The sequence below is a fragment of the Pseudoalteromonas sp. GB43 genome (assembly GCF_054923805.1).
Window position 1 is genome coordinate 17,510 of sequence record NZ_JBPCHJ010000003.1, and the last position, 19,266, is coordinate 36,775.

At 38.2% G+C, this 19,266-nt stretch carries 11 protein-coding genes; 1 reads left to right on the plus strand and 10 read right to left on the minus strand.

Annotated elements, in window-relative coordinates; genetic code table 11:
- Nucleotides 1–20: 20 nt before the first annotated feature.
- The 10 genes from ACRWSG_RS22175 to ACRWSG_RS22220 all read right to left on the minus strand — a co-directional run bounded on the left by ACRWSG_RS22175 (nucleotide 21) and on the right by ACRWSG_RS22220 (nucleotide 17,284).
- On the minus strand, nucleotides 21–1,853 hold the full coding sequence (locus ACRWSG_RS22175) for a 2Fe-2S iron-sulfur cluster-binding protein (protein WP_462167706.1): 1,833 nt from the start codon (nucleotides 1,851–1,853) through the stop codon (nucleotides 21–23).
- Nucleotides 1,853–2,473 carry a PepSY domain-containing protein gene (locus ACRWSG_RS22180; RefSeq protein WP_235419340.1) on the minus strand — a complete coding sequence of 207 codons (621 nt, stop codon included), beginning with the start codon at nucleotides 2,471–2,473 and terminating at the stop codon, nucleotides 1,853–1,855. The genes ACRWSG_RS22175 and ACRWSG_RS22180 overlap by 1 nt, the downstream gene beginning before the upstream one ends.
- 79 nt (nucleotides 2,474–2,552) lie before the next feature.
- Nucleotides 2,553–5,717, minus strand: a complete 3,165-nt coding sequence (locus ACRWSG_RS22185; RefSeq protein ID WP_462167565.1) for an efflux RND transporter permease subunit — start codon at nucleotides 5,715–5,717, stop codon at nucleotides 2,553–2,555.
- Between the two features lie 14 nt (nucleotides 5,718–5,731).
- A complete protein-coding gene (locus tag ACRWSG_RS22190) occupies nucleotides 5,732–7,489 on the minus strand; it encodes an efflux RND transporter periplasmic adaptor subunit (RefSeq protein ID WP_462167566.1) in 1,758 nt (585 codons plus the stop codon).
- The gene (locus ACRWSG_RS22195; RefSeq protein ID WP_055022007.1) at nucleotides 7,489–8,916 is read right to left on the minus strand and encodes a TolC family protein; all 1,428 of its coding nucleotides are present in this window, start codon (nucleotides 8,914–8,916) and stop codon (nucleotides 7,489–7,491) included. The genes ACRWSG_RS22190 and ACRWSG_RS22195 overlap by 1 nt, the downstream gene beginning before the upstream one ends.
- Nucleotides 8,916–9,413 carry a DUF411 domain-containing protein gene (locus tag ACRWSG_RS22200; protein ID WP_055022006.1) on the minus strand — a complete coding sequence of 166 codons (498 nt, stop codon included), beginning with the start codon at nucleotides 9,411–9,413 and terminating at the stop codon, nucleotides 8,916–8,918. The genes ACRWSG_RS22195 and ACRWSG_RS22200 overlap by 1 nt, the downstream gene beginning before the upstream one ends.
- Nucleotides 9,414–9,520: 107 nt before the next feature.
- Nucleotides 9,521–9,868, minus strand: coding sequence for a hypothetical protein (locus ACRWSG_RS22205; RefSeq protein WP_055022005.1), 348 nt, complete (start codon nucleotides 9,866–9,868; stop codon nucleotides 9,521–9,523).
- Between the two features lie 262 nt (nucleotides 9,869–10,130).
- Nucleotides 10,131–13,499, minus strand: a complete 3,369-nt coding sequence (locus ACRWSG_RS22210) for a hypothetical protein (RefSeq protein ID WP_462167567.1) — start codon at nucleotides 13,497–13,499, stop codon at nucleotides 10,131–10,133.
- A 65-nt stretch (nucleotides 13,500–13,564) separates the two neighbouring features.
- On the minus strand, nucleotides 13,565–15,721 hold the full coding sequence (locus ACRWSG_RS22215; protein ID WP_462167568.1) for a hypothetical protein: 2,157 nt from the start codon (nucleotides 15,719–15,721) through the stop codon (nucleotides 13,565–13,567).
- 429 nt (nucleotides 15,722–16,150) lie between these two features.
- Complete coding sequence (locus ACRWSG_RS22220; RefSeq protein ID WP_462167569.1) at nucleotides 16,151–17,284, minus strand: replication protein A; 1,134 nt, start codon at nucleotides 17,282–17,284, stop codon at nucleotides 16,151–16,153.
- Nucleotides 17,285–18,598: 1,314 nt separating this feature from the next.
- Here ACRWSG_RS22220 and ACRWSG_RS22225 point away from each other — a divergent pair.
- Nucleotides 18,599–19,258: a DNA polymerase III subunit beta family protein gene (locus ACRWSG_RS22225; RefSeq protein ID WP_462167570.1), complete on the plus strand. Its 660-nt coding sequence runs from the start codon at nucleotides 18,599–18,601 to the stop codon at nucleotides 19,256–19,258.
- Nucleotides 19,259–19,266: the final 8 nt, after the last annotated feature.

Below are 19,266 nucleotides of genomic sequence, written 5' to 3' on the forward strand. Positions count from 1 at the left end.
ACCTCTATTTATTTAATGGATTAACGACTAAATTTATCTTTGAAAATTTGATTACTTGGAATCCCAGCATCTGTAATTATTTTTTCCACTTCACTCATCATTGCTTCTGGACCGCACAAGTAAAACTCAGCCAAATGCAGTTCTGCTTTTTGGTTCATATACGGCAGAAGTACTTTTTGAACATAGCCTGAGTGCCCTTGCCATTCTTCTGAAGGATTAGAAAGAGTAGGAATATAAGAGAAGTTTTTATGCTTCTCACTCAGTGACTTCAATTCATTATGGTATAGCAAGTCATCTTCAGTTCGCGCACCATAGATAAGAGTCAAACCACTTTTATCTTTATGCTTTTTCAACTGTTCAAAAATAATAGACCTCAGTGGTGCAAGTCCTGAACCCGCACCTATAAACACGCGACTAACTTTTTTATTTGAAGTGGCATAAAAATCAGAAAAAGGGCCTCTTGCAGTTATCGTTTCACCTACTTGGAGTGAACCTAAATAACTTGAACCTATTCCTGCTTTAAAACCATTCTTTGCGGTCTGCCAACGGATATTAAACATTAACTCATCAGACTCCTCGTCAAAGTTAACTAATGAGTAGTGGCGAGTTACACCGTTATGAGAAAATTTTCCATGATAGTAGCTATCCCAGTATTTTTCATAGCACTCTGGCATATCATCTGGACGTAAGCTATTCATCCCTGCTGGCACATCAAATTGCATATATGCACCAGCTTTAAATGCCAACTGTTTGCCTGATTTCAGCTTAAATTTCACTTCCTTGATAAAAGGAGTAATGAAATTAGTCGCAACCACAACTAGCTCATGATTTTCAATATTGCGATCAGTATTAACTTCAATCGAACTAATTTCAGAGAACCTATGCTGACATCCAAGCCGATAACCTTCCTTAAGTTGCTCCTGAGATAAATGTTCCTGTTCAGATAGTGTGATAGGTAATTTAGTTGAACTTAAGAACACGCATTTGCCACAAGTACCGCCACCACCGCAACCTGAAGGAAGGTATACATGTGAACTAGCTAGCCCTTCTAATACAGTTGAGCGACCAACTGCTGAGATGTCAGTAATAGTATTTTCATTGGAAAACGTCACTGCCACTTTTTGCCTGTTAGTGCCCCAACCTAGCTTCAGTAAACCACTTCTATACTGTTGTATCAGCCAAGTAACACCAGTAATTGAAAGGAATAGCGTTGCAAAAGCAAATGCAATGATCAACCAATGGTTAAATCCTCCAGAATTGCCATAGTCCATAAAGTGAAGCTTCATCATCAGATCTTTCAATCTGAAATCATCATTGGCATGGCGAAGTACTTGACCTGTAATACTATCTAAATAAATAGTTGTATTGTTCTCATCCTCAACGGCAACTTGCCACATAGGATTTTGCTGCCTTACGTGATCAGAAAACGGAGGTTGAGATAACACTGGAGTAGTTAACTTACCCTGTCCTGAGTAGGAGTTTTTTGCCAAAGTTAGTACTTGTTCTTCAGACAAATTAAATGGCTTTCCTGTTACAGCATCAAATAGCTTTGAGTGGCGCTCTTGATAGCTATGCTGCCCCTTATCGAACACAAAATGATAGTAAGGCTGATGTAAAACCCATATAAGGTTTACTTCCTGCGGAGCATTACTAGTAATGTCTTTAATAGGGAATAGGTCAAAGCCTGTAATGCTACCTTCATGATGAGAATGAACTCTAAGTTCATTACCACTGGCTTTACTGTGATCCATCAAATTGAAGTAAATGTCCGTTCCCAACCAAATAAGCAGTTGTAAACCAACAAATAAAGAAAGCCACTTGTGTATCGTTGTATTTAACTTAAATAGTCGCATCAAATGACTCTCTTTTTATTTGGGGAAAGCACTCGGTAATAAGTCAATACTGCGCCAGTAATTGCTCCCATTAGACCTAGAGTTGCGACCAAGAACAAAAACCAGTTTGATACGTTTTCTCCATCATAGTAATCCATAATGTGGAACCGCCACATCCAATCAAACAATCGCCAGTAATCATGACGCTTGGCAACAAGTGATCCTGTTTGTTGACTTATATAAAATGTCGGTGTGGAGAATTGCTCAAACGTCACTCTCCAAACAGGTAAATGCCTTGGGGACAACTCAGCAGGCAAGTTTGTCGCTGACTTAATCAACCTTATGCTGTCGATTTGATGATTCAGCGCATAATGGTATTGTGCGATTTCTTTAGCCTTGGTTTCATCTACAAGGGCCTGAACAGCTCCAGTTTTAGCATCTATTGCTACTTTTCCATTTTCTCCATTAATAAAAGAATACAAAGGACGGCCCATACTTTGAGTAAGTGTAACTTGGCTAGCTTTAGGATAATCCGCAGCTAGCTTTACAATGGAGTAATCCATACTTGCTAAATCTATTTTGGCTTCCTCACTCTTAGCCAAGGTTTCGCCGTGTATATAGTGAATATCCATAGTCACCATATACACGCCTGTAATAGACCAGAAGAGGAATTGTATTCCGACAAATGCCATTAGCCATTTGTGATATTTTCTAGCCGTGCTAAGCATTATTCTCAGGCTCCACGTTAGAAAGCTCTTTGTTAAAGGCATTTACTTCAGGCTTTTTAATGATTGAGTAAATTGCAGGGAGTACAATAAGCGTGAGCAGCACAGCACTTGTCATTCCGCCTACCATAGGAGCAGCAATGCGGCTCATGACCTCAGAACCTGTACCAGTACCATATAAAATAGGCATTAAACCTATAATGATTGTAGCTACCGTCATCATTACTGGACGAACTCGTAAGCCAGCACCGTGCAATAATGCATCTTGATATGCATCATCTGAGATGAGTTCTGCTCGCTCCACCGCTTTTTCCTTAAGCTCAGCAAGTGCTTGATTAAGATAAACCAGCATTATCACGCCAATCTCAACCGCAACACCAGCTAGAGCGATAAAGCCCACACCAACAGCTACTGAGAAATTAAACCCTTCTAGATACATCAACCATAACCCACCGATCATTGCCATCGGCAAGGTAACGATAATGATAGCCACTTCACTAAACGCTCTGAAATTCAGGTAAAGCAGAATAACAATAATGGCGAGTGTTAAAGGCAATACATAGGTGAGCTTTTCTTTCGCTCTTTCCATATATTCGTATTGTCCAGCCCAAGTAATTGAATAGCCTGCTGGTAATGTCAGGTTATTTGCTAAGTGTTCTTTAGCATTTTCAACATAAGTACCTACATCAACGCTATCAATATCAATGAAAGTCCAACCATTGATTCTGGCATTCTCACTTTTAATACCCGGTGGGCCATTCTCTACTCGAATATCAGCAACATCACCTAGTGCAATGCGTTGACCACTTGGTGTTACAACAGGTAATCGTGCTAGCTGCTCAGGAGAATCTCGATAATCTTGCGGATAGCGCAGATTAACAGGGTAACGCTCTTGACCTTCTATCGTTTGTGTCACATTCATACCGCCAATCGCAGTAGAAACTACTTGTTGGACATCTTCGATATTTAACCCAAAGCGACTTGATTTATCTCGTGAAATATCAACCTTGATATATCGTCCACCTGCAACTCGTTCAGAGTAAACTGACGCTGTGCCTGTCACTTCTGGCAAGAGTTGTTCTATTTGTTGGCCGATATCCTGAATTACATCAAGTTCTGGTCCGGCGACTTTAATACCGACAGGCGTTTTTATACCTGTAGCTAACATGTCAATGCGGGTCTTGATTGGCATGACCCAAGCATTGGTTAAGCCCGGAAATTTAACCAACTTATCAAACTCAGCTTTTAACGACTCAGTTGTCACGCCTTCTCGCCACTCCTCCCGTGGCTTCAATTGAATAAAGGTTTCAATCATGGTTAGAGGCGCAGGGTCAGTTGCGGTTTCAGCTCGTCCTACTTTACCGAATACATTTTCAACTTCTGGCACAGTGCGAATAAGCTTGTCCGTTTGCTGCAATAACTCTCTTGCTTTACCGATTGAAATGCCGGGATATGTAGTAGGCATATACATAAGGTCGCCTTCATCCAATGGCGGAATGAATTCACTACCAATTTTATCGACAAACCAAAAACCAACGATAGTCACTAATACTGCTGCGACTATTGTCAATTTTGGAAACTTCATGACTTGCTTTAAAACAGGCATGTAGATAGCAATCAATAATCGATTTAATGGGTTTTTCTTTTCAGAGACGACTTTGCCTCGAATAAAGTAGCCCATCAAAACAGGCACCAATGTTATTGCCAAGCCTGCTGATGCAGCCATTGCATAGGTTTTTGTATAGGCGAGCGGTGAAAACATTCTTCCTTCTTGCGCTTCTAAGATAAACACAGGTAAGAATGAGACAGTTATGATCAGCAAGCTAAAAAATAATGCAGGGCCTACCTCACTCGCAGCCTTAGCTACAATTTGCCAACGGTTTTCATCTGTTAGTGGTGTTTTCTCCATATGTTTATGCATATTTTCAATCATCACTATTGCACCATCAGTCATCGCACCAATAGCAATAGCGATACCGCCTAAAGACATAATATTGGCATTGATGCCTTGCATATACATGATGATGAATGACACCAATATACCTAATGGTAGAGTAACAACTGCCACAATTGATGAGCGAAGATGAAATAGGAAAGCAACACAGACAATAGCCACGACCGCAAGCTCCTCTAGCAACTTGCTCCAAAGGTTATCAACAGCACGATCTATTAACTTCGATCTGTCATAGACAGGGACAACCTCCACCCCCTCTGGTAAAGAAGATTTGAGCGACTCAAGCTTTTCTTTTACCCCATTTATGGTTTGTTGAGCGTTTTCACCAAAGCGCATAACGACAACACCACCAACAACTTCGCCTTCGCCATTAAGTTCTGCGATACCACGGCGCATTTGAGGACCAAGGTTAACGTTGGCAACATCACCAATACGCAACGGCGTGCCTTGTTCGTTAATACCAAGTGGAATTTTCTCTATATCACTAACTGATTGAATATACCCCGTTGCGGTAACCATATATTCAGCTTCAGCCATTTCCACAACGGATGCGCCAGTTTCTTTGTTCCCTTTTTGTAAGGCTATTTGTATTAAACTTAGAGGAATATCGTAAGCTCTCAATTTGTCAGGATCTACTTGCACTTGATACTGCTTAACCATACCACCAACGGCGGCAACTTCGGACACGCCCGGAACAGTTTGTAGTTCATACTTTAAGAACCAGTCTTGAATGCTTCTTAATTGGCTTAGATCATGGTTTCCAGACTTATCTGTTAAAGCGTAAATGTATACCCAACCCACACCTGTTGCATCAGGTCCTAATTGAGGTTTTGCCGAATCAGGCAGGCTTGATGCTACTTGGCTTAAGTATTCAAGTACTCGGCTTCTAGCCCAATACAAATCAGTATCATCATCAAAAATAATGTAGACGTAGGAATCACCAAAGAATGAGTAACCACGAACAGTTTGCGCCCCCGGCACTGATAGCATCGCTGTAGTAAGTGGAAATGTCACTTGATCCTGCACAACTTGTGGTGCCTGTCCCGGATAACTCGTCTTAATTATCACCTGCACATCAGAAAGATCTGGGAGTGCATCTACTGGCGTTTTTTGTAATGAATACAAACCACCAAACGCGATAATTAAGGTAATCAACAAAACAAAGAAACGATTGCCGATAGACCATCTAATAATTGATTCAATCATTATTTTTCTCCCACTTAATGATTAGAATGATCAACAGCAGCTTTATTTTCCTTGCCGTGTTGTTCATCTGATTCAAGAGAGATTTCAGTGATAACTAAGTCATCCCTAACCTCAAAAGTGAAAGTGACATTATCACCAACATTGAAATCAACTATTTCTATATTGTCCGCGACGATAAAATCCATCGTCGCAGCAGGTCTATCCCACTTCTCTATTGGGCCTCGGCTAATATTTAGAATCCGTGTATCAATATCAATCGCATTAATTAAACCTGATACTGTTGCTGATGATACTTCTTCACTCATATCAGCAGGCTCACTCATGATATGAATTCCAGTAACTTCATATCCACCCTCTTCGGTTTTGCTCACTTCAAAGTGCAAAGATTGACCAGACTTCAGTGAATCAATATCTACCTTTTCACCTACATCGAAGTCCATTGTCATTTCAGGCCAATCCCAAGCCTCAGCAGGACCATGAGTAATATTAACCATACGATGTCCCGCCATGACGCTGTTGATTTCGCCTTCCATCCAAACAGAGCTAGGCACTTCGTCATGAGTCATTCGTTTAAAATCAGAGTTTTTACTTGATTCAGAATCAATCAAGAATTGAGCAGATGTCACCACAACATCATCTTCATTAAGACCCTCTAAGATTTCGATACTATCGATATCAACCCGACCAATTGTCACTTCGATAGACTTAAATTGCCCATCCCCCAAGGCAAGTACAACTCTGTCTTGTTTACCTGTGCGAATGACGGCTTCTTTAGGTACGAGTATCGTGCTATCAGCTTGATTAGCGTGAATAGAGACTTGTGCAAACATGTTTGGTTTTAATTGATAGTCTGGGTTGTCAAACTTCAGTCTCACTCTGAGTGTGCGTGTTTTACTATTCAATGTTGGATAAACATAATCAACGACACCAGCCCAGTCCTCTCCGGGTAAATAATCCAGTGTCATTGATACAGGCAGTCCTTCTTTAATTAAGGCTGCGTCACGTTCAAACACTTCTGCTTCAACCCAAACTTGATCTAGTTGACCAATGCTTAATAAGGTGTTTCCCGGCTTGACATAAAAGCCTTCTCTAATCTTCAAACCGTCAACAACACCTGCTTGTGGTGAATAAAAGGTGATGGTTTGCTGAACTTTTCTAGTCTTTTCTAGCTTTTGAATGAAATCTGCTGAAAGCTGTAACGCTTTAAGGCAATCTTTCGCCGCCGAAATTAAGGAACTATTGTCGCGCTTTAAAGCTATTAAAAGTTCTTCTTGCGCGTTAACTAACTGAGGAGAGTACAGTGTATAAAGAGGCTGCCCTTTCTCTACAGGGTTACCTGCCGCTTTGACATAGAGTTTTTCAATCCAACCATCAACACGTGGGTGGATATGAATTAGCTTATCTTCATCATATTGAACGTAACCAACCGTTGATATTTCAGTATGCATATTTTTCAGCTCAACAGGTGCAGTGCGAACCCCTAGGTTATTCACTACATGAGGCGCAATTTTTACTGCTCCGGGACCAAAATCATCACCAGATGATTCTTCCTCATACACAGGAATTAAATCCATCCCCATAGGCGACTTACCGGGCTTGTCCCGGCGGTAATTAGAATCCATCGGTGCAACCCAATACAGAGGCTTTTTCTCTGCTGATGTTGTTTCATCTGTATTACTGTTTGACCCTGCACCTTGATATAAGCTCAATACTCCTGCGCCTAGCGCAGCACCAATGATGATGGCAATAATTGTTTTAGTATTCGTTGACATTATTTTTCTCCAAATTGCTGATTGGATAAGTGCTGATTAGTTTTGTGTGAAGTTTGCATCGACTTATGTTCAGCATTTGAGTTAGATTGAGAACGTGCAAAGAAATAGTTGATACGAGCAACTGTTTTAAGTGCGTCAACATCAATTCTTAAGGCTGATATTCTGGCATTTAATTCTGCGATTCTTGCTCGAACAACTTCGGCAAAATCGCCATCATCATTTGTGTAAGCTGTCAATGACGCTTCTGCTTGGTCATGAGTTTGTTTAAGGAGTTGTTCTTGATAGATAGATTGCCTATCAGATAAACGCTTAAGCTGTCTAAGCTCCTTTTCCACCATACTGATCATTTGCTTTGTCAGTAATAGTTTCTCGGTTTTAATAGTCTCTGAATCTGCAATAGAAGCTGCAACTTGCTTATCTTGTCTGTTCTCGGTGAACAAGGGTAAATCAAACGTTACTCCAACAGAAAATAAATCAGCTCGGCTATCACCAGAGGGCATATTGTCCCGATAGGCATAACTAGCATTAACACCCCATTGCGGTTCATATTGCTGTTTAGCTAACTCAACTGCTTTTTCTGAAGCTTTGCGTTTTATATCAATTGCAAGTATGGCTGGGTGATTCGAAAGCTCCTGAGCCAATAGATTTCTTGAGTAATTAGATGCTTTTAGGACTGTTGAATTGTTCAAATGAATTGCAGGCAACTTTTTAGAAACCCTAAACTCTAATGGTTGCGTATCAAAGTTAAATGATTCATTCAAGCCAGCAGCATCGTAGATATGAAGCCACTCATTAAGGCGAGCGATTGTTGTTTCTAGTTTCTGCTTTTGCGAAGTTAATCGGTCATCTAACTGCACGATTTCCAATTGAGCACGAATAACATCTTGTTGTCTGGTTTTACCAACAACATTTGAGTAGCTAGCTTTAGTAACTTCCGCCATCTGCTCAAAGAGCGCCCAATCCGCTTCAATCAATTTAATGGTTTGTTGAGCTAAGTAAGCATCTAACCATAACTGTGATACTTGGCTTATCAGTTTAGCCTTACGATCCTCTCGTAGCAGTGGAAATTTCGTTGACTCAATTTTTAATTGCTCTTGTTTAATCTTTAAACTATCACCTCTAGGAAACATTTGAGAAACACCAACCTTTAGTTGAGTCATTCCTTCCTGATCTAAGTCCCAAGTATCTGTTGGTAAATTCATTATCCCTAGTGATACTTTGGGGTCAGGCAAAGTACCTGAAGCGATACTTCTATTTTCAACCGCGCTTTGTTTTAACCGACTCCCATGAAGCCAAGGATCATTTTGCTGAGCCAAGGTGATAGCTTGTTCAAGTGACACTACTTTCTCAGCTTGAGCTGAGAATACAGACAAGCCGAGCATTAGCGAAGTTGAAATTAGAGTAAGGCTTGAAACATTTAATCTCATTAGAATTGCTCCTCATAAGCCTTAACTTCTGCATATACTTTACTCGTTCCATCTTTAAATAAAATTAATACGTTATATGACATAAAGCGGTCGCCGACTTCCATACCAGGAGAGCCAACAGGCATTGCTGGGACAGATAATCCAATCGCATTGGGGTGCTCTTCTGACAAGAACTTCTGAATAAACTTAGCGGGTACATGACCTTCAAAGGCAAATCCATTTCTACTCACTGCCGTGTGGCATGAACGGTAATTAGGTTTGATACCATACTTAGTTTTGATGTTGCCGATGTTTCGGAAATCTTTGGAATGCGCAACGATCCCTTTGTCTTCAATATGAGTTATCCATTTTTTACAACACCCACAAGTTGGGGTTTTATAAACGATTAACTCCAAAGGTGTTACGTCGTTATTGTGTGCATGCTTATGTTCATTGGAGTTTGCAAACGCAGGTGAAAGCAGCATTAGAACTGCTATTTTTAAATACTTATTGATCATTTTTGCCCCCAGACATCGCTGGAAAATAGCTATAGCGCTACGACGCTATATTGACTAACAGAAAAATTAATTACATGTGCGCGAAATTTAGACGCACTAATCCTGTATTAGGCAAAAATTGGTGGACGATAAAGGGAAGTGGAAATTGAATGAGGTTGTTTAGATTGCATAGCAGCTACAGATTCACTCAATATTTGAATATCTGTCGAGTCAACACTGGAATTTAGGACTGTCGTAGATGAGCAAGCATTTGCAGGACAAATACATTCAACGTCACAACAATCTTCTGATTGACCATTACTGCTTTTATTCATATCACCATGATCCATCTTCATGTGTGATTCGTGAGAACCTAATGACATTTCGCAAGACATAGCAGAATAAGCAAATGCTTGCCCTACAAAGGCAAATAGCATAAGCGTTATTACTAAGACTTTTGAAAATGCTTTAGACATAAAATCCTCATAAAAATACACCTCTTATACTAATATAAATTTTCGAATAAGTAAATTGATATCGTCAAAACATTTATGAGTTATTTTGTTAAAGTTAATTTTAACGGATGCTATAAAAACCGCTCTTAAGCTTAATGTTTATATCCAAGTTCATGTCTTAAATAGCTTTTTAGGTTCATTTTTGGCAATAATTGAGCCCAATCATAGGCTGTTCATTTTTTTGAATATAGCATTCAAAACAGCTTCCATATTCACATATCATTTAATGAATTGTCTGAGTGATATCTATGTATTCGAAACTATCGTCATAACATCTACCTACAACATAATTTGTACCTTTTAGCTTATCCTTGCTGAATTGGATAATATTATGAGAATGCGTTAGTAACTCACCATTTAACTGCCATGTAGTCGCAGCAATTCGACCATCCGAGTCATTACAGTTGAGATGTAATTCAAACACTTGATCTGTTTCATGCATATTAATACTACCGGTTGGTTTCTGATTTGGTATCACGCTCACTTCAAATGACTGCGAACCTGTCTGACCAAACTCAGTTTCAACATCAACGCGGATAGTATGATCACCAACTGATAAATCTCCAATACTTTCTCTATAGCGCTTGCTTTCCATGACAAGCTCGCCATCCAAGTACCATTTATACACTGAAACTCTATCATCTGGATGTGAAAGCCATACACGAGATCTAAGTGATACATCTAATGGATATCTCAGGTATTCATTACTGAATGTACGCACGATCTCAATTTCTAATGGGGTTGGAGGTAAAACTTCTACAATTTGGCTTACTTCTTTGCTTTGTCCCCTGCTGTTAGTAACCCTAAATGTGAGATTTTTCATTCCTTCTTGGGAAAACTGCAGAGTAAACTTGCCGTCATCTTGATTTAACACTTTAACTCCGGGTGTTTTTAGTAGCTCATATGTATACTCGACGCCAGGAGCAAAATGACGCTCTAAGCCTACCCATGCAATATGTTTAGAAGGCATATAATTTACTGTAGCTGGCATGTTTAGTTCAATTTCAGGAAACTCGTATGTCCAGCTTTTCACACGAACTCTAGTCTCGTTGATTGTCTCTTGCTTTGACCCCTCTACCCAAGCTTGGTAGGTCAGAATAAAGTTTCTTCCTTCAAGAAGATTTTCACTAAATGTCAGGTCAAATTCACTATCATTTATTACTTTCCCATCCGGTAACACCCATTGGTTTTGAGTCCTACCATTAATAGACTCAGTTCTAGTGAAAGAGCTTCCTTTAATGTGGTGTGTAGAGCCGACTTCGACTAGATCAGGGACATCTAAATCAAAATAGAATCGTGGCGCTCTTAAGAAGTAGTATCGCGCCCTAGCTTCGACAAAAGCTTCATCACCCAAACTACTGTCACTTGCTATCCCGTTATATTTCATTCGGGCATTGATATCTCTTCCTGTAAAGTCATCTTTATAGAATGAGATTTCTGCTGGACCTGTGAACCAAGACTTACGATTATCAGTTGACCACTCGATAACACCATCCCCATTTTGAACGAGGTTATCTCCGTCATACAAAACGAACTTTGCAGCTTCATTAAATAGAACTTCATTAGTTTGTTGAATTAATAGTTCAGGTTTTTCATAAGCAACAACTTTTAGAGTACCGCTAGTTGACCATTCGCCTGTAAACTTATTTTCAACTTTAACTCTCAAGTATTCAATTTCTTCGTTTTCATATCGCTTACGCCAACGTAAAGTATCTTTATGTTCTGTAGACTCCCTCCAATCTGAACCGTTACTTGAAACTTCCCACACAACTCGGCCAAGTGATCCAACATCTGCTCGGTCTTCAGGTGAGTAAATTGCTGAAGCTCTCAATGGTATCCGGTCCTTAATTAAGCCATCCTTTAGCTCCCCTTCAATTTTAGTGCCTTTGTACACAATAAAGTATGCACGAGCAGACTGAATATAGTACTCATAATCAGGTATAGGTGTTTTTGCTTTTGCTACTGCAACATAAATTCCACTTTCTTCGCCAATAACTTCCATTGGCATTTTTATGAAGGCTTCTCCTTTCTCATCTATTGTGACAGTTTCTGTTAATGGTTCAGGTATATTTCTTCTGTCATACTTACCTATGTAAACTTCCCATTCACCCATTGAGCTTTTGTCATAAACCCATCCATCGATTCGATTGTAATTCCCAAGGTTGATTTTAGCTGTTACTTCATCGGTAGATAGGATCTGATCATCTTGAAAATCTAGATTAACGCCAAGTGTGCTATCAGGAACGACTAAAGCTTTAATGCTTTGGGATGCATTTATTTCTGGCATTCTATGGTACTTAACGTTGTAATCGATAGGGAATACTTCCCATAGATTGCGTTCAACTTCAAAAGGCATATCGAACCTACCAGATGTTCTAAATATTTCACCTGTTCTTGTAGAAGGGTTTTTCGGAAATGTTTGGCTAACCCCTTTGGTGTCGAATGTCATATCTAATGAACCTGGGCTCGATACAGTACCCATTCTGACAATTTCACCACCCGAGTATTCAACTGGATAAAAACCGTTTATAAGTTCTCGCCTTGAGCTAGCTTCAACTGAAATCCCTGTTGGTTCCTGAGAAGAAATCAGTGTCTTTTCATTAGGTATGATCAGCGTTTCACCAAACTCATTAATTATTTCAATATCGCTTTCAATTTCTACAAGCGCTTTGTCTAAATAACCAACAGCCGATGGTGTTCTACCTCGCAATGATATTTCAAAGCCTTCTGGTAAATTAACCCAATTGAATATGCAGCTTTTAGCACCTTTGCGCGCATATTTAACCGCGAGGTCTCTTTCACTATAGAACCGGCACTCTTCGCCGCTCACTTGTTCAGAATCTAAATAAACCAATTCAATTAGTCTGAACGGTAGATAGTCGTTTTCACGATGCTTTATATCAAACGACATAGGAGCAAAGACAACATTTAGAATATAATTAAATTTATCACCTGAAGAGTTTTTAACTACAACACTAATTTTTGCATTATCTTTTGGTGATAACTGCTGAGTTAAGCCATTAATAGTGACAATACCGTCACCAACAGAATTTAAACTTAATGGCACGCCGTTTGATTGTACACTCTCAATAGTGACACCATTTACGTAGCCATTAAACCCTGCTACTAACAGTTCACTATCAAAGTAGAACTCATCATCTTCCTCCATACTTTGGCTGTTTCTGAAAATAGAAATTGATGGCTGCTTACGAGATAAGAATGCAGCGTTTTTAAATTCTTTTTTATCTGATTTTGAATATAAGTACTTTGAAGTAACCGTAATATCGTAGTGTCCATCTGGTACACTCTGCACATCAGCTGTATAAATAAACTTGTTATTAATAACTTCAGGCCCGGTTAGATTTTTTACTATTACAGTTTCACCTTCAGTAATATTATCGTTTTTAAAAAGAGTAGTACCGTCAAATTCAAGTTCCTTAAGGACTTCGTGCGAACTACTAACTTTAAACTCAAGTTCAATCGATTTAGGAAGCCACCATGTACCTGATATAGCTGGAGACGGTTTATCAAATACAACTCTCGCTGTTTCGTTCTCAACATCTATAGAAGCGCCTAACAAGCCAAAGCTCAATGGCAAACCACTAGCCCTTGCATTAACTTTTACTTGCTCTACCCGAGAGTATGCATATTCCCAACTTACAATGGTTGTGAGTTTATTTCTTTATCAGTAAAGTACTTATTAATTGAATTTACCTTAAACTGGTGAGAAACAATGCCATCCTCATAGCCAATGTAATTTTTATTTCCAAGGAAATAAGGAGTGATATTTATTGTGCAGGATGTACTTCCAGCATTTATTAAACAACTCCCCAAATTATCGACAATCACCTGTTGTGAATAATTAACTGGCTTAGTAGTGATTGAAATGGCTTTAACCTGAGCGTTTGGATCGTGATTGACATCGCTATTATTGTCGATCCATTTATTCCCTACATAAATAGAATATTTTGTTAGTTCAGGCGCAATTGGGGCCTCGACGTTAAAAGAAGTAGTTCCAGACTTGATTAGTGTTTTCTCTTTCTCTGCGCCAAAATAGGCAAACACTTTATACCCAACAGGCACAACTCCGCTCATTCTCAATCGACCTTTAAGAGAAAAGTTATCTCTATCAAGCTCATCCATACCAACCCATTCAAAATAACACTTTCCAGATACATTTTTGTTGGTACCAATTGCAACCGCTTCATTAGTCACAATGTTACAGAAACCTGAAAACTTAGTTTGGACTGCTTCAAAACTAGACTCTTTTACGTGAGATACTAATCGACCACCTAAATTGTTAATCTTAAACTCGATTTCATCTTGAACTTTATTTAGTGTGATTGTTCTGGAATATAAATGTCCCAGAGTATCCTTGACCGTAACTTTTATTGTATTTAAGCCATTTTTGAAAATAACAGTGTCAGGTATTGTAGCCACACCAATTTTTGGCTTGTTAAAAGCAACGTTAGAAGAATTAACTTGAATCGATACCAGGTCAACGTCATCTGTAAATGAATTGAAAGTTGAAATTACCAACTCTTGATTGTATGCAAAGTTACTGCTGTTATTTTGCTTAACACCTGATTTGAAAATTTCAATTTTTGGGGCAGTTTTGTTAATTCTTAACCCATTAAAATTTTGGTTAGAAGGGATGCCACTTGAATTTGTGAAAGCCACAGAAGCACCATAATAACCATCTTCAATTTGCGTCATATCGAACGTGTAAACATATGCACCATTTACACTTTCTCTCTTAGTGCTCGTAATAGTCTTATTTGCTGTAACTAGTGAGCCATCTTTTGTATATAGAACATTCCCGCTATAGGTGATGCCACTTGAAATGGTTGGCTGACTATTTCGGCTGAATTTTACATTTAACTCAGATGGGGCCCACCAATCGCCAACAATCTCGCTTGAAGGCTTATTTAAAACGAGTTTAGCTGTGTTATTCGAAACTTGAATTGATTTGCTATTAACGTTTATTGTCTTTGTTGTCGTATAACTAGCAGGCATTGAATTAACCTCAAAAAGGCCAATTTTTGTTGGTTGGTAAGTCCAAGGAACAGTCAAAGCATGTTTGGTGTTACTAACTCCCCAATAACTATTACTCGAATCAACTGACACTTGATAGCTTAAAGAGCCCACTTTATTTGAAATAGCATCGCCAAGCTTTATTCCTGAAAATGAAATATCGCATGACGTAGCGCCACTTACTACAGTGCAGCTACCTAGCGATGGTATAGATACCTTCTGACTGAAATCCCTTGCGTCAACATTAACTCTAACTGCAGAAAACTTGTTTGTGGGGTTGTAATTGGTATGATCACCTACACTTTTCCATGAGTTTCCAAGCTTAACTGAGTATCTTTGGACAGTGGGCTTAACTGGAGCTTCAAAATTAAAAATAAAGTTTTTTGTATCAACTAACTTTTTAGCTTTTGCTGACCCTGAATAATAATAAATTGAGTAGCCAATACTATTCGGACCTGAATTGGAAGCAACGCCTTCAACTTTAAATCCATCAATTGAATAACCGGCCGTGTTATTCCATTCAAATAAACAATATCCAGCGCTTAAGGTTCCCCCTTGTAATGCTAAATTGTTATCTGTAGTGACAGTACAGTAATCGTCTATAACAGTTTGGCGAGCCTCAAGCTTGAAGTTTCTTACGTTTGAAATAAGTGTGCCTGATTTGTTCTCGATGACAAATTCTGGTTTGTAGACATTCATCGTTCCTTTGATAGTTGTGATAGCAATGGCGCTAAATGAAAACATCAAAGTAGTTAAAGCCGCTGCCTTTAAATAACTCATTATTAGACCTTGTTGGAATTACTCAGAGTTAACTTACCAACTTAGCCAATCAATAAAGCCTGAAAAAAAATTGAAATAGAAGAAAAATTCGTTTTATTAATTTTGGAAGGGAGTGATTAAAGAAATTTCCAGCCAACCCTAGTCAAACTGCACTATCACATTTAACTTTGTCATTAAAAGCAACAAAGAAAATAGCATACATCGATATGCATAAAGTTATTTCTGAATAGATTGCAACAGTCTTCCATATGGGAAATTTTGCCATGACTGGATACAAGCTTAACCAAAACACAGTGTAAATTGATAAAGTAAACATAGCTGGTTTAATGATCTTCTGTGGAAGAAGATGTTTAAACTTAACTAAGATTAATCCACTGCACTGTTCAACTTTAACAGTGCAGTCCCCATAACCAATATATGTACTGCCCCTTACTGCTCGATTAAAAGAGTTTCAACAACTTCTTCCGTCGTATTGCTTTTGATTCTAATTTTTTTAGCGTGTTTGTTAAGTGACACGATTTCATCACAGAACCCTTCTGTTGGGTATAACGTGTACTTGTAATCGATAACCTTACCTTCATCGTCTTTTACAGCAGCTATATCATACTTCTCTAAAATGCCAGCATTAATAAGGTCTTTCATTGTTGAAGTCATATTTCTGCGAATAGCGATTAAGCGATTTTCAGTGATGTCTTCTGACTCAATAGAGCCAAACTTAATCATTATTCTTACAAGCATGAAGTGATACGTCTTTTCGGGGCTGGCGTATCTAAACAATGTATAAAGTCTGGTTGTAAGCCAGCTAGATAAGGTTCTCTTAAATTGTTGCGCCTGGTTAAAGTAATATCCTTTATAAGATACAGTTTCAATTTGCTGAGCCATGTACTCATTAAGAAATACAATGCATCTCTGAGTGCTTGGCCCTTTTTTACCAGAAAAATGAATTGACCCCAGATAAGGCATTTTTGCTTCATTTGTTTCTACTTCACCATTTGAGCTGGTGCTGTAGTTAAAAGACAGTTGACTCCCTGACAGGATTAGTAGCGCTTCCTTTAAATCTGGATAAGATAATGATTGATTAACTGACTTAAGCTCTGCATTTAGTTCATTCATTTTAAAATGAATTGCGTAACGAGTGCCGCTTGCGTTATTAATCTTAGAAATATTGCCTTTTGTTGCAAGTGAAATAAGCGCCCTTTCTACCTTTTCTTCGCGGTCAGATGACCAAGCAACATAGTCTGTTTCTTTACCTTTGATTACAGCTGGTGAGATTTGCAATTCACCGGTGTATTCAACACCATCCAACTTATCAGAAATAGAGCGAGAATTAACGAGCCTTTCTGGTGCTTGTCTAATTGGGTATATGGTAGTTTTAACTCTTACAAAACGAGACCATAAATCGTATAAAGGAAAGGTATTTGATAATGAATTAGATTTCAAACCTTCAAAATGCACATCAGTAAAGAGTTTAAGCTGCTCAACCTCAGCGGCTTCCTGAACTACTAGCCCTTTGGTGCTGATAGTCTCTGGCAAATTATTTATTGTAAGTTTGTTTTTTCTCATACCGATATTCCCGCATACTTGAATTTCAAATATATCAAATCGCTATATAAATAACACAGCAAAATGCACCATTATTAAAAAACTCTTTATAATCAGAGCGATAATAGAGTGCAACTGTGATCTGACTACCTAATAAACCTATTAAAAATAACGTGTAATTGCGATCTGGTAGTTTGAGTAACAGTTTGAATAACGTGTAACTGCGATCTGAGTTCAAAACCTATCTATTTGATTAACGTGTAAATGCGATCTGAGGTGAAGATTTAGTTCAAAAATAACGTGTAAATACGATCTGGGATGAAAATTGAGGCCGAAAAATAACGTGTAAATGCGATCTGGGATGAAATTTGAGGCTATAGAATAACGTGTAAATGCGATCTGGGATGAAATTTGAAGTCATAAAATAACGTGTAAATGCGATCTGACACAAAAATTTAGCTCATAAAATAAAGTGTAAATGCGATCTGAGAAGCTACAAAACTACTGAATAACGTGTAATTAGGGTCTGAGATTTATTTTCAGTTTATTATTTCATCAACTTACTTCTGTGTACCCGATGTGAACTTAAAACTATTGGTCAAAAATAAATCGGAAGAATTTGCTCTCAAAAGGACAGAGAAATTACAAAATAAAGTGTAAAACCGATCTGAAAAATAAAACACATACATTTCAGTGGGTTACAGAATTGTACCACACACAAACATAGGTAACGGGCGAAAAAAAACTATTTTCAAATGAAAATTCACTAAACTTCTGTAGTATGGATTCAGCAGGGCTGTGAATAACCCAGTAAAAAAAGGTGTAATTGCGATCTGAGAAGCGTGCAATTGCGATCTGGCACAGTAATTTGGCCTATTTTCAATCATTTTGAATAAAAAACAAACTGTGATTGTGAATGAAATAAAGTGTAAATGCGATCTTGAGCAATGTCGTTGTGGATATTTTACAGACAACCCTTTATAACCTGTTGATAATAATATCAATATAAGTGCTAGTAACGTGTAGTTGCGATCTAAGTAAGGTGTAATTGCAATCTAAATAACGTGTAATTGCAATCTCATTTATTTTTTATTAGCTATAAAAATCAATAAGTTAATAACACAATCCACAGCGCTAACCTAAAGATCTAACCTATATATTTAACCATCATTATCCTTAATATTTATTCTTAGCTCTCAACAAATCAAATTAAAAATGATATTTGGTATTTAAAAAGAACTAAGCTCAATACCTTTAGCTAATTAGTTCTTTGCAAAATGCACGATGTAATTTAGCTGTCATTCTGTTGTTAAATAAACAATAGAAGGCATATTCATGAATTTTTCAATCTCACTCTCTACCGCAAAACATCTGTTTGTGGATGCTTGTGGTGTAGCAAATGGCTCAAAATGCAACATATCTGCGTTGGATTATATCCACTTCTCATTAATTGGCGGCATAGCAGAAGTGCTAGGAACGGACACTCAATCGATTGTTAGGCAATCTTCACCAATTGATGCGTTTGAAGATTATGAGATTTGTATCAAAGCCAAAAAACTTAATACTTTTATAAGTAGCTTTACCGATGAAAGTAAGCCACTAAAATTTCAATTCGATGAAAATAAAGTAATTGTTAAACATGGTCGTTCAAGAGCTTCAATAGCTACAATGTCATGCGATAGCTACCCTATTCCCAAAATTGTAATTCCTATTGGCTTTCAATTTTCTTGTGATGCTGACTCATTTAAGTCTGCTATTTCTGGTATTTTTTATGGCAAGGCGAATAACGATGTAATACCGTTCCTAAATCATATTAACTTTTCTATAAATTCTCATCAGATGAAGTTATACACTAGTGATGGTCATAGATTGGCTAAGGATATTATTCAGTTAGAAAATTCTGTAGATGATTTGAATGGTATCTTGCCATTTAAGCTTGCTGAAATGCTTCTACAAGCACAGCCTGATGGTACTTTGGCTTTTTCTTTGATGTGAGCCACTTC